The sequence below is a fragment of the Terrabacter terrae genome, from assembly GCF_039529575.1.
In the GTDB taxonomy this organism is placed as follows: Bacteria; Actinomycetota; Actinomycetes; order Actinomycetales; family Dermatophilaceae; genus Terrabacter; species Terrabacter terrae.
Genome location: NZ_BAAANB010000021.1, coordinates 713,028 through 726,337, shown reverse-complemented (window position 1 = coordinate 726,337; position 13,310 = coordinate 713,028). Strand labels below are relative to the sequence as shown.

Genomic DNA, 13,310 nt, shown 5'->3' with positions numbered 1-13,310 from the left:
TATAGGCAGCAGACGCACCCAAGCCAACGAAAGAGGCGCATTCGCCGTGTCCGATCAGTCCACGTCCGGTGACCCGATTGCAGCATTCGGGCCGAACGAATGGCTCGTCGACGAGCTCTACCAGCAGTTCCTGACCGACAAGACGTCGGTCGACAAGGCATGGTGGGGGTTCTTCGAGGACTACCGGCCGGGTGAGGCCGACACGAGCGCGGCGTCCCGCCGCACGGCCACGGCGACCGCGAGCAAGCCGCAGACCACGAGCGCGCCGGCCGGCGAGGGCGCCACGGGCGGCTCCAACGGGTCCGCCAACGGCGCCTCCGTCAGGACCGCGCCTGCCAAGGCCGCAGCCAAGACACCGGCGCAGGCGCAGGCCACGGCAGCCGAGACGAAGGCCCCCGAGAAGAAGGCTCCCGAGGCGAAGGCAGAGCCCAAGGCCCAGCCGAAGACCGAGCCGAAGACCGAGCCGAAGACCGAGCCGGCCGCCGCATCCCCGAAGCCGCGCGACATCCCCGCGGTCAAGGGCACCGGGCCGGTCAGCGAGGACCAGGTCGTCCCGCTGCGTGGAGCCTCCTCCCGCGTCGTCAGCAACATGGAGGTCTCCCTCACCGTGCCGACGGCGACGAGCGTGCGTGCCGTCCCCGCCAAGCTGCTCATCGACAACCGCGTCGTCATCAACAACCACCTCGCCCGCTCACGCGGCGGCAAGGTGAGCTTCACCCACCTCATCGGCTACGCCATGGTCAAGGCCCTGGCGCTCATGCCCGAGATGAACAACGGCTTCACCGAGGTGAACGGCAAGCCCGCGCTCGTGCGCCCGGCCCACGTCAACTTCGGCCTGGCCATCGACCTGCAGAAGGACGACGGCAGCCGCACGCTCGTCGTGCCCTCGATCAAGTCGGCCGAGGAGATGGACTTCGTCCACTTCTGGACCGCCTACGAGGACATCGTCCGCAAGGCGCGCGCCAACAAGCTGACCGTCGAGGACTTCCAGGGCACCACCATCTCGCTGACCAACCCCGGTGGCATCGGCACGGTCCACTCCGTCCCGCGCCTGATGAAGGGCCAGGGCGCCATCATCGGCGTCGGCGCCCTCGACTACCCCGCCGAGTGGCAGGGCGCGAGCAACGAGACGCTCAACAAGAACGCCGTGAGCAAGATCCTGACGCTCACCTCGACGTACGACCACCGCATCATCCAGGGCGCCCAGAGCGGCGACTTCCTGCGGATCATCCACCAGCTGCTCCTCGGCCAGAACCACTTCTACGACGAGATCTTCGAGTCGCTGCGCATCCCCTACGAGCCGGTCCGCTGGATCCAGGACATCGACTCCTCCCACGACGACGACATCAACAAGGTCGCTCGCGTCCAGGAGCTCATCCATGCCTATCGCGTCCGCGGCCACCTCATGGCCGACACCGACCCGCTCGAGTACAAGCAGCGCCGCCACCACGACCTCGACGTGACGACGCACGGCCTGACCCTGTGGGACCTCGACCGCACCTTCGCCACCGGCGGGTTCGGCGGCTATCCCTTCCTCAAGCTGCGCAAGATCCTCGGCATCCTGCGTGACTCGTACTGCCGCACCGTCGGCATCGAGTACATGCACATCCAGGACCCCGAGCAGCGCAAGTGGATCCAGAACAAGGTCGAGCGGCCCTACGAGAAGGCCAACCGCGACGAGCAGATGCGCATCATGCGCCGTCTCAACGCCGCCGAGGCCTTCGAGACGTTCCTGCAGACGAAGTTCGTCGGGCAGAAGCGCTTCTCGCTCGAGGGCGGCGAGTCCGTGATCGCGCTCCTCGACCGCATCCTGTGCCGTGCCGCGGCCGAGAAGCTCGACGAGGTGTGCATCGGCATGCCGCACCGTGGCCGGCTCAACGTGCTCGCCAACATCGCCGGCAAGTCCTACGGCCAGATCTTCCGCGAGTTCGAGGGCACCCAGGACCCCAAGTCGGTCCAGGGCTCGGGCGACGTGAAGTACCACCTCGGCACCGAGGGCGAGTTCGTCACCGAGGACGGCAGCAGGACCAAGGTCTACCTCGCCGCCAACCCCTCGCACCTCGAGGCCGTCAACCCGGTGCTCGAGGGCATCGTGCGCGCCAAGCAGGACCGCCTCAACCTCGCAGGCGAGAGCTTCCCCGTCCTGCCCGTGCTGATGCACGGTGACGCCGCGTTCGCCGGCCAGGGTGTCGTCGCCGAGACGCTCAACCTCTCGCAGCTGCGCGGCTACCGCACCGGCGGCACGATCCACGTCGTCATCAACAACCAGGTCGGGTTCACCACCTCGCCGAGCAGCTCGCGGTCCTCGGTCTACTCGACCGACGTCGCGCGGATGATCCAGGCGCCGATCTTCCACGTCAACGGCGACGACCCCGAGGCCTGCGTCCGCGTGGCGGAGCTGGCCTACGAGTTCCGCCAGGAGTTCAACAAGGACGTCGTCATCGACATGGTGTGCTACCGCCGCCGCGGTCACAACGAGGGCGACGACCCGTCGATGACGCAGCCGCTGATGTACAACCTCATCGAGGCCAAGCGCTCGGTGCGCAAGCTCTACACCGAGTCGCTCATCGGCCGCGGCGACATCAGCGTCGAGGACGCCGAGGCCGCGCTGCGCGACTACCAGCAGCAGCTCGAGCGGGTGTTCGTCGAGACGCGCGAGGCGAAGAAGGCGCAGAGCGCGGCACCGGCCGGGGCCACCGACCGCGAGTCCGACGCTCCCGACAACGCCGGCCTCGAGCGCCCCACCGCGCAGGTCCAGGACGACGTCGCGCCGGTGCGTTCGGCCACCGAGACAGGCGTCCCGGAAAGCGAGATCGTGCACATCGGCGAGACCTTCGCCAACCCGCCCGAGGGCTTCACGATCCACCCGAAGCTGAAGCAGCTGATGGACAAGCGCGCTGCGATGGTGCACGACGGTGGCATCGACTGGCCGATGGCCGAGCTGCTCGCCTTCGGCACCCTGCTCAAGGAGGGCACCCCGGTGCGCCTGGCCGGGCAGGACAGCCGACGCGGCACCTTCGTCCAGCGCCACGCCGTGCTCATCGACAAGAACAACGCGGAGGAGTGGACGCCGCTGCTCTACCTCGGCGAGGGACAGGCCCGCTTCTGGGTCTACGACTCCCTGCTGTCCGAGTACGCCGCGATGGGCTTCGAGTACGGCTACTCCGTCGAGCGCCCGGACGCGCTGGTCGTCTGGGAGGCCCAGTTCGGCGACTTCGCCAACGGCGCCCAGACGATCGTCGACGAGTTCATCTCCAGCTCCGAGCAGAAGTGGGGACAGCGCAGCTCGGTCGTGCTGCTGCTCCCCCACGGCTACGAGGGCCAGGGTCCCGACCACAGCTCCGCGCGCATCGAGCGCTACCTGCAGCTGTGCGCCGAGAACAACATGACGGTCGCCTACCCGTCCACGGCGGCGAGCTACTTCCACCTGCTGCGCCGCCAGGCCTACGCCCGACCGCGCACGCCGCTCGTCGTCTTCACCCCGAAGTCGATGCTGCGCAGCAAGGCCGCAGCCAGCTCGGTCGAGGCCTTCACGCAGGGCGGCTTCCAGCCGGTGCTCGCCGACCACGAGGGCGCCACCCAGGACGTCACCCGGGTGCTGTTCGCGAGCGGCAAGGTCGTGCACGAGCTCGACGCCGAGCGCGCCAAGCGCGGCGACACCTCCACGGCGATCGTCCGCGTCGAGCAGCTCTACCCGATCCCCGAGCAGGAGATCGTCGACGCTGCGGCCCGCTACCCCGGCGCCGAGCTGGTCTGGGTCCAGGACGAGCCCCGCAACCAGGGCGCCTGGCCCCTCATGGCCCAGTGGCTGCACGAGGACCTGTGCGGCCTCGGCGAGAACCGCCCGTGGCGGGTCGTGGCCCGCAAGGCCTCGGCCTCGCCCGCGACCGGCTCGTCCAAGAAGCACGCGGTCGAGCAGGCCGAGCTGATGGAGCGCGCGTTCGGCCGCTGACCCGCCCTGCAGTGACGAGCGCGAGGGACCCCGCCACCGTGGCGGGGTCCCTCGCGGCACACCGGAGGTGACGGCATACGCTGCCTCTTCCCGCCGTAGGCGAGGCGCCCTCCTCGGCTGGCCTCCTACGCACCCGCACCGGCACGCGATAACCTCCCATCGTGTACTTCACCGACAGGGGCATCGAGGAGCTGGCGGCTCGGCGCGGCGAGGAGGAGGTCACCTTCGAGTGGCTCGCCGAGCAGCTGCGCACGTTCGTCGACCTCAACCCCGAGTTCGAGGTGCCCGTCGAGCGACTCGCGACGTGGCTGGCCCGGCTGGACGACGACGAGGACTGAGCACGTGAGCGACCGCACCGACCGCAACGACACCGGCGGGATCCCGGCCGAGGCCCCGAGGGAGTCCTACGGCGTCGGCCCCGCCTACCCCTCGTCCCACACGCAGTTCACCAGCGACGCCCCGGGGCGGTATGCCGCAGCGCCGGCTGCCGACACCGGCTCGCCCGACGCCCCAGCCGACGCTGCCTCCGGCTCGACGCCCACGGAGGAGCCCTACTACGCCCCGAGCGCCGAGGTCACCGTCACCGACGGGGTGCGCGACGTCGGCATGATCTTCCTGGGGGCTTCACTGACCGCCGGCTACGGCGACCCCAAGGGCCTCGGGTGGGTCGGGCGCGTCGTCGCCAGGACCCAGCACCCCGACCTCGACCTGACCGCCTACAACCTCGGGGTTCGCGGCAACACGTCGGGCGACGTCGTAGCTCGGTGGGGCGCCGAGTGCCACCCCCGCTGGAAGGGCCGCACCGAACGCCGTCTCGTGCTCAACGTGGGCACCAACGACGTCATCTCCGGCATGACGATGGCGCGCTCCCGGCTCAACCTCGCCAACGTCCTCGACGAGGCGACCAACGCGGGCATCGGAGTCTTCGTCGTGGGCCTCACGCCCACCCTCGACGACGAGCTGAACCGCAAGATCGAGGCGCTCGCCGAGGCCCAGGCCGACGTGTGCTCACGCCGCGGCATCACCTACGTCGACTGCTACCGCCCCCTCGCGACCCACGACCAGTGGATGGCAGACCTCGCGGCGAGCCCGGACCGGTCCCACCCGGGCCAGGCGGGCTACGGCCTCATCGCCTGGCTGGTGCTGCACAACGGCTGGAACGACTGGCTCTCGCTCAGCTGAGCCCGTCGTCCCGCCGGGCGCCGTCGGCGCCCATCCCGGCCTGGGAGCCGTCGCCCCCGTCCACAGCTCGGTCCGGGCGCGGGTCGCGACGCCCCGGAGCGGCCAGGGCGGCCACGATGCTGGCCACGGCGACGGCACCCACGGCCAGCGCGACGGGGGTGCGACCCGACTCGTGGAGCGACCAGGCGACGGGCAGCAGCAGGGCGTTCCAGAGCAGCGTCGGGGTGCGCGGCCAGTCCGCCGCCCGGCTCCAGCCCCGCGCCAGCACGAGCAGGCCGAGTCCGAAGATGAGGATGAGCACACCGGAGGTCGCCGCACGGGTCAGGTCGTCTGTGGCGCCGGTCACCATCTCGTAGGCGTAGAAGACGGCGAAGCCGAGGACGACGAGCGCCTCCAGCAGTGTGAGCAGCCCTGCCACACGGTGGGATCCGCGAACCACTCGAGGGGCGGGCGTCGCTTCGGTCACCCGCCCAGCCTAGCGAGCCGGGCTCGGAGCGAGACGATCGGCGGGCTCCCAGGCCCGCCGACGGGCCCCGGACTCTGGAACTGGCGGCCGTTCGCCGATAGAGTAAGTCCTTGGTGTGATCGGCGCCCACGCGTTGAACAGGGAGATGGGCACTGCGCGCACCGGGTCATGGACCACGACGCGTACGGAACATCTTCGTGCGCGTTTCCGTTGGTCAGGGGGGATCCCCGCACGACGACACCCATGACAGGCTCCGACAACGACGCTGGCGCCCATCCCATGCACCACGACCGACACCCGGGCGTCGGTGCCGAACACGAGATACATGAAGGAGCACGATCCACATGGATTGGCGCGACCGCGCTGCCTGCTTGGAGGCCGACCCGGAGCTGTTCTTCCCCATCGGGAACACCGGTCCGGCCATCCTGCAGATCGAGGAGGCGAAGGCCGTGTGCCGGACCTGTCCCGTCATCGACACCTGCCTCAAGTGGGCCCTGGAGACCGGCCAGGACGCCGGCGTGTGGGGCGGCCTCTCAGAGGACGAGCGTCGAGCCCTGAAGCGTCGCAACGCGCGGGCCCGTCGCGCTGGCTGAGCCCTGCTGAGGCAGCCGCCAGACAGGCTGCAGCACCTCTGCACGACCCACGTCCGCGAGCCCGGTGACCCCTCGGTCGCCGGGCTTTTGGCTGCCCTGCCCGCGTGTGCCCGTCCTGCGTGTGCCGTCCGGCTCGTCAGGTGATCGGGCGCAGGCTCGCGGTGAAGCGGGCTCGCGTGCCGTGCGGCACGACCGCCTCCCAACTGATGCGGCCCTGCAGGTCGGCGACGAGCGACTGCACGATCTGGGTGCCGAGCCCCGAGCCGGGCCGGCGTGCCGGGTCGATGCCCTTGCCGTCGTCCTCGACCGACACCGCGATCATCTGCTGGCCGCGGTCGTCGGACATCCGCTCGATGTCGATGCGCACCTCTCCCCCGGCGTCACCGAGCCCGTGCTCGATCGCGTTCTGCACCAGCTCGCTGAGGATCATCGCCAGGGAGGTCGCGTCCTCCGCCCGAAGCCGCCCGAACGAGCCGTGCGTGACGGTGTGGACGGGCGCGCCGTTGGACGAGACCTCCACGACGGCCCCGAGTCCCCGCTGGGCGATCGGGTCGAAGTCGACGGTCTCGTCGAAGCCCTGGCTCAGCTGGTCGTGGACCATGGCGATGGTCCCCACCCTGCGCTCCGCCTCGGCGAGGGCTGCGCGCGCCTCTCCCTCGGGCAGGCGCCGAGCCTGCAGCCGTAGCAGGGCGGCGACCGACTGGAGGTTGTTCTTGACGCGGTGGTGGATCTCGCGGATCGTCGCGTCCTTCGTCATGAGCTCGCGCTCGCGCCTGCGCAGCTCGCCGACATCGCGCATGAGCACGATGGCGCCGAACCGCTGGCCGGCCTCGGTCAGCGGGATGGCCCGCATCGACACCGTCGTCCCCCCTGCGACCACCTCCGTGCGCCACGGCTGGCGCCCCGTGACCACGAGGGGCAGCCCTTCGTCGACGAGGTGGGACTCGCGTACGTTCTCGGTGACGATCTGGGCCAGGCTCGCGCCGACGACCTCGCCGAGGTGCCCGAGGCGGTGCAGGGCGGAGACGGCGTTGGGGCTGGCGTAGGTCACGATGCCGTCGACGTCCAGGCGCATGACGCCGTCACCCACGCGGGGCGCGCCGCGTCGGAGCCCGGTCGGCGCCCCGCTGTGCGGGAACTCCCCGCCCGTCACCATCCGGCACAGCGCATCCGCCGTCGCGAGATAGGTCAGCTCGAGACGGCTCGGGGTGCGCGTGGTCCACAGGTTGGTGTGGCGCGTCATGACGCCCACGACGTGGCCACCGCGGACGACGGGGATGTACTCCTCCCGCACCGACTGGTCCGGCCCGTGCTCGTGCGTGACGACGACCTGGCGCACGCGCAGGATCCGCTGCTCGTCGGCCGCCTCGTCGAGCAGGTCCCGCGTGCGGCCCAGCTCGGCCACCCGACCCACCTGGTCCTCGACGAAGACGAGCTGCCCGGTGGTGGGGCGCACGTGGGCCACGGCCTCCCAGCGCTCGCTGGTCGACCGGACCCACAGCACGAGGTCGGCGAACGAGAGGTCGGCGATGAGCTGCCAGTCACCGACGAGCAGCTGCAGCCACTCGATGTCGTGGTCGGGCATCGTCGTCCCGCCCCGCAGGAGCTCGCTCAGGGTAGCCACGCCCCGAGCCTAGTGAGGCCTCGCTCCCCCTCGGACGAGCGCCCCGTCCGGTCGGACGTCGCTCCGTCACGTCCGCCCGGGGCGGAGGTGACGGAGCGACCCGTTCCTGTGGTGTCAGCCACTCACTCGGGTGGCCCTTGTCAGGTCCGTGACTCGGCGGCGATCCGGGCGGCAGCCTGGCGTGCAGCCGTCTTGGTGGCGGTCTCCTCCGCGTCCGCCCCGTCGCCGGCGACGGCCGGCACCTCGCGCGGTCCCTTGCCCGGCAGCTCGATGGCGGACGACTCGGCCCTCTTCGGCGGGGCGCTCTTGGGCGCACCCTTGGCCGCAGTCTTGGCCGGAGTCTTGGCCGCAGTCTTGGCCGGAGTCTTGGCCGCAGTCTTGGCCGCAGTCTTGGCCGCAGTCTTCGCCGAACCCCTGCCCGAGCCCGCCTTCTTCGCGGCCTTGGTGTTCCGCGCCGGTGAGCCCGAGGGCTCCTTGGCCGCCGTGGCCGCCGTGGCCTCGGTACGTGGCCGCGTCGTGGACGAGACCGCGCCGTTGGCCCCCGCCTCGAGCTCCACCGGGGCGGGCTGACCGGACGACGCCGGCTTCGTCACGGTGCGCAGCGTGCGCAGGGCGACGGAGAGCGCCGCGATCCCGGCGTGGCTCATCCGCTCGATGCCGCCCAGTGCGCCGCGGGCGCGACCGAGAGCGTCGGCGTTGAGGTCGGACCACTCCCGGAGGCGCGCTGCGGCGTCGTGTCGCCGGTTGCTGACCTCGAGGACCGAGCGGGTCAGGGTCTCGAGGACGGCGTAGAGATCGTCGCGCAGCGCGCCGCGGGCCATCGCGTCCCAGCGGTCGTCACGCGGCAGCATGGTGACCCGCCCCAGCATCGCGTCGATCGAGAACGTCTCGGACGTCAGGAAGTAGACGCGGACGACGTCCTCGAGCTTCTCCCCGGTGTCCTCGGCGATCTCGATGCAGTCGAGGAGCGAGTACTGGTCGAGCAGCGAGGCGGCCACCGTGGCGAGCTCCTCCGGCACGCCCTTGCCCTCCAGGTCGTGGATCCGCCGTTCCAGGCGGGTGCGCTCGCTGCCCTGCAGCAGCTCCGGGACCCGGTCGGCGAAGGCCCGGACCCCCGGCCGGAACCGCGCCACCTCGGCTGCGATGTCGAGCGAGGCCGGACGGGAGGAGAGGAACCAGCGCACCGAGCGGTCGACGAGCCGGCGGAACTCGAGGTAGAGGGCCGTCTGCGCCGTGGTGCTGACGACGTTGTCGGTGGCCTCGACGCGGCGCACGAACCCGGCGAGGTCGAACACCTCGCGGCAGACGACGTAGGCGCGGGCGACCTGCTCGGGCGTCGCCCCCGTCTCCTCGCCGGCACGGTAGGCGAACGTGATGCCGCCACGGTTGACCATCGAGTTGGCCACCGCGTTGGTGATGATCTCCCGGCGCAGCGGGTGGGCGGCGATCTCGGCGGCGTACTTGCCGCGCAGCGGCTTGGGGAAGTACTCGGCGAGGGTCGTCTCGAACCACGGGTCGTCGGGCAGCGAGCTGCTGATGAGCTGGCTCTTGAGGTAGAGCTTCGCGTAGGCGACGAGGACCGAGAACTCCGGCGAGGACAGCCCGAGGCCTGCCTTCTGGCGGCGGGCGATCTCCGAGTCGCTCGGCAGGAACTCGAGGGCGCGGTCGAGGTCGCCGCCGGACTCGAGGAACTGGATGAGCCGCTCGTGGACGCCGAGCATCTCGTGCTGCTGGGCGCGGGCGTTGCCGAGCAGGACGTTCTGCTCGTAGTTGTCGCGCAGCACCTGGTCGGCGACCTCGTCGGTCATGGAGGCCAGCAGCGTGTTGCGGCGCTTGGTCGTCAGCTGCCCCGAGCGGGTCAGCTCGGTGAGCAGGATCTTGATGTTGACCTCGTGGTCGGAGGTGTCGACCCCGGCGCTGTTGTCGATGGCGTCGGTGTTGATCCGCACGCCCGCGAGCGCCGCCTCGATGCGCCCGAGCTGGCTGGCGCCGAGGTTGCCGCCCTCGCCGACGACCTTGCAGCGCAGGTCGCTGCCGTTGACGCGGATGGCGTCGTTGGCGCGGTCGCCGATCTCGGAGTTGGTCTCGGCGGTCGCCTTGACGTAGGTGCCGATGCCGCCGTTCCACAGCAGGTCGACGGGCGCGAGCAGGATCGCCTTCATCAGGTCGGCGGGGGTCATGCTCTTGGTGCCGTGGCGCAGGCCAAGGGCGGTGACCATCTGCGGGCTCACGGGCACCGACTTGGCCGACCGCGGGAAGATGCCGCCACCCTTGCTGATGAGCTTCTCGTCGTAGTCGGCCCACGACGAGCCGGGCAGGTCGAACATGCGGCGGCGCTCGGCATACGAGGTCGCGGCGTCGGGCGTGGGATCGACGAAGATGTGCCGGTGGTCGAAGGCCGCCACGAGGCGGATGTGCTCCGACAGCAGCATGCCGTTGCCGAAGACGTCACCGCTCATGTCGCCGACGCCCACCACGGTGAACTCCTGCGACTGCGTGTCCAGGCCGAGCTCGCGGAAGTGGCGCTTGACCGACTCCCACGCCCCGCGGGCCGTGATGCCCATGCCCTTGTGGTCGTAGCCCGCCGACCCGCCGGACGCGAAGGCGTCGTCGAGCCAGAAGCCGTAGTCACCGGCCAGCCCGTTGGCGATGTCGGAGAACTTCGCCGTGCCCTTGTCGGCGGCGACGACGAGGTAGGTGTCGTCCTCGTCGTGGCGCACGACGCGATGCGGAGGCACGGCCTCCCCCGCCACGAGGTTGTCGGTGAGGTCGAGCAGCCCGGAGATGAACAGCTTGTAGGACGCGATGCCCTCGTCCATCCACGCCGCGCGGTCGACGGCCGGGTCGGGCAGCTGCTTGGCGTAGAAGCCACCCTTGCTGCCGGTCGGGACGATGACGGCGTTCTTGACCATCTGCGCCTTGACGAGGCCGAGGATCTCGGTGCGGAAGTCCTCGCGCCGGTCGGACCAGCGCAGGCCACCGCGCGCGACCTTGCCGAAGCGCAGGTGCACCCCCTCGACGCGTGGGCTGTAGACCCAGATCTCGTACATCGGGCGGGGCGCCGGCAGGTCGGGCACCTTCTTCGGGTTGAGCTTCAGCGAGACGTAGGGCTTGTCGTGGCCGTTGGCGTCGGGCTGGAAGTAGTTCGTGCGCAGGCTGGCCTGGATGACGCCGAGCAGCGCCCGGACGATGCGGTCGTGGTCGAGGCTCGCGACGTCGTCGAGGGCCTCGGTGATGCGCGTGACGACGTGCTTCTGGCGGGAGGCGCGCTTGTCGCGGCCCGCCTCGGTGTCGGGGAAGGCGTCGGGGTCGAAGCGCGCCTCGAAGAGCTCCACGAGGCTGCGCGCGATCCCGGTGTTGGCCGCGAGCGCCGACTCGACGTAGTCCTGCGAGAACGTCGACCCCGTCTGCCGGAGGTACTTGGCCACGGTGCGCAGGATGACGACCTGCCGCCAGGTGAGGCCGGCCGCGAGGACGAGCGCGTTGAAGCCGTCGGACTCGGCGCGACCGTCCCAGACCGCGCGGAAGGCCTCCTCGAAGCGGCCCCGCACGTCGTCGGTGGCCGCGGCGTCGCCCGAGCCCCACGCCTTGGCGTCGGCCCGCAGCCCGAAGTCGAAGATGTGCAGGGTGCGCCCGACGGGCCCGCGCACCTCGTAGGGGCGCTCGTCGGTGACCTCGACGCCGAGGTGGGTGAAGAGCGGCAGCACCTGCGTCAGCGACAGGTCGGCGCGGCGGTAGAGCTTGAAGCGGCGCTCGCGTGGGTCGTCGGAGGCCGGGTCGTCGTAGAGGTGCAGCCCGGTCGTGAGATCGCCGTCACCGAGCGCGTCGATGCGGTCGAGGTCGTCGACCGCCGTCGCGACCTCGAAGTCCTCCTTGTACGCCTCGGGCAGCGCCTTGGCGTATGCCGCCATCGTCCTCGCGGCGCCCTCGAGCCCCCGTGCCTGGCTGAGCGCCTCGGACAGGTCCTCGTCCCACGTGCGGGTGGCGTCGATCACGCGCTGCTCGAGGGCCACCTCGTCGATGTCGGGGATGTCGGTGCCGGACGGCATGCGGACGACGAAGTGCAGCCGGGCGAGCGTCGACTCGCTGACGCGCGTCGTGTTGTCGATGTTCTCGCCGCCGAAGGCCTCGAGCAGGATCGACTCGATGCGCAGGCGCACCGTCGTGTTGTAGCGGTCCCGCGGGAGGTAGACGAGGCAGGACACGAAGCGACCGAACTCGTCACGTCGCAGGAAGAGCTTGGTCTTGCGGCGCTCCTGCAGGTGCAGGACGCTCGTCGCGATCTCGGCCAGCTGGGCCGACGTGGTCTGGAAGAGCTCGTCGCGCGGGTAGGTCTCGAGGATCTGCAGGATGTCCTTGCCCGAGTGGCTGTCGGGGCTGAGGCCGGTCAGCCGCAGCACCTCCTGGGCACGCACGTCGAGCAGCGGGATGTCGTGGATCGTGTCGTTGTAGGCAGCCGACGCGTAGAGGCCGAGGAAGCGCTGCTCGCCGACGCACTCCCCGCGGGCGTCGAACCGCTTGATGGAGATGTAGTCGAGGTAGACGTCGCGGTGCACCGTGGCGCGGGAGTTGGCCTTGGTGATGATGAGGATGCTCGAGTCACGGGCGGCGCGGCTGGCGGCGGGCGTGAGCACGAGCCCCTTGCCCGCGGACGGCCGGTCGTAGCGCAGCAGGCCCAGACCGGTGCCGGGGACCTGGCGAGAGACGTCCTTGCCGTGCTCGCGGGTCAGGGAGTACTCGCGGTAGCCGAGGAAGGTGAAGTTGTTGTGCGCCAGCCACTCGAGGAATCGCGCCGCCTCCCGGGCGTGGTGCGGGTCGGTGCCGGGCGGCGTCGCGGACCGCAGCTCGCTCGCGATCGTGAGGGCGTGCGCGCGCATCTTGGGCCAGTCCTCGACCGAGTCCCGGACGTTCTCGAGGACGTGGCGCAGCCGCGCCTCGACGTCGGGCAGGGCGTCGGCCGGCAGGCGGTCGATCTCCAGGTGCATCCACGACTCGCGCCCGAGGCCCACGGTGCTCGACTGCACCGTGGTGGACCCGTCGGTGACGACCGACTTGAGCTCGCCGGTGATCGTGCGCGACACCGTCATCTGGGGGTGGACGATGAGGTGCACGCCGCGGTCGAAGCCGCCGAGGGCACCGACGACGGAGTCGACCAGGAAGGGCATGTCGTCGACGACGATCTGCACCACCGTGTGGGTGGTGGACCAGCCGTCGTCCTCGGCCGTGGGGTTGAAGGCCCGCACGTTGAAGGTCCCCACCGGGCGCTCCTGGGCGAAGGCGCGGTGCTCGGTCGCGATCGTCGCGAGCTCGCGCGCCGGCCGGGCCAGCAGGTCCTCGGTGGCCACGAGGCGGTAGTACGCCCGGAGGAAGTCCTCCATGTCGGCGGCCGCGGTGGCCGAGGACCGGCCCCTGCCCCGTCGAGGCGGTGGCGCCATTGCTTCGGCAGCAGCCCTGATGACGTCGATTCGAGACTGTTCGAGTGACGCTGACATG

At 70.7% G+C, this 13,310-nt stretch carries 7 protein-coding genes; 4 read left to right on the top strand and 3 right to left on the bottom strand.

What is annotated here, in order from left to right; genetic code table 11:
- Positions 1-46: 46 nt before the first annotated feature.
- The 3 genes from ABD194_RS13485 (at position 47) to ABD194_RS13475 (ending at position 5,134) form a co-directional block, all read left to right on the top strand.
- Complete coding sequence (locus ABD194_RS13485) at positions 47-3,952, top strand: multifunctional oxoglutarate decarboxylase/oxoglutarate dehydrogenase thiamine pyrophosphate-binding subunit/dihydrolipoyllysine-residue succinyltransferase subunit (protein WP_343992160.1); 3,906 nt, start codon at positions 47-49, stop codon at positions 3,950-3,952.
- A gap of 161 nt (positions 3,953-4,113) precedes the next feature.
- A complete protein-coding gene (locus ABD194_RS13480) occupies positions 4,114-4,290 on the top strand; it encodes a DUF6104 family protein (RefSeq protein ID WP_142184561.1) in 177 nt (58 codons plus the stop codon).
- Between the two features lie 4 nt (positions 4,291-4,294).
- Positions 4,295-5,134: a GDSL-type esterase/lipase family protein gene (locus ABD194_RS13475; protein ID WP_343992156.1), complete on the top strand. Its 840-nt coding sequence runs from the start codon at positions 4,295-4,297 to the stop codon at positions 5,132-5,134.
- Here ABD194_RS13475 and ABD194_RS13470 read toward each other — a convergent pair.
- Entirely contained in the window at positions 5,127-5,552 is a 426-nt protein-coding gene (locus tag ABD194_RS13470) for a hypothetical protein (RefSeq protein WP_343992154.1), read from the bottom strand. The genes ABD194_RS13475 and ABD194_RS13470 overlap by 8 nt on opposite strands.
- Before the next feature lie 392 nt (positions 5,553-5,944).
- Here ABD194_RS13470 and ABD194_RS13465 point away from each other — a divergent pair, with 392 nt between their 5' ends.
- A complete protein-coding gene (locus ABD194_RS13465) occupies positions 5,945-6,193 on the top strand; it encodes a WhiB family transcriptional regulator (RefSeq protein ID WP_030194844.1) in 249 nt (82 codons plus the stop codon).
- 136 nt (positions 6,194-6,329) lie between these two features.
- Here ABD194_RS13465 and ABD194_RS13460 read toward each other — a convergent pair whose 3' ends face one another.
- Both ABD194_RS13460 and ABD194_RS13455 read right to left on the bottom strand, forming a co-directional pair.
- Positions 6,330-7,817: a sensor histidine kinase gene (locus tag ABD194_RS13460; protein WP_343992151.1), complete on the bottom strand. Its 1,488-nt coding sequence runs from the start codon at positions 7,815-7,817 to the stop codon at positions 6,330-6,332.
- Between the two features lie 140 nt (positions 7,818-7,957).
- Complete coding sequence (locus ABD194_RS13455) at positions 7,958-13,309, bottom strand: NAD-glutamate dehydrogenase (RefSeq protein ID WP_343992149.1); 5,352 nt, start codon at positions 13,307-13,309, stop codon at positions 7,958-7,960.
- Between the last annotated feature and the right edge of the window lies 1 nt (position 13,310).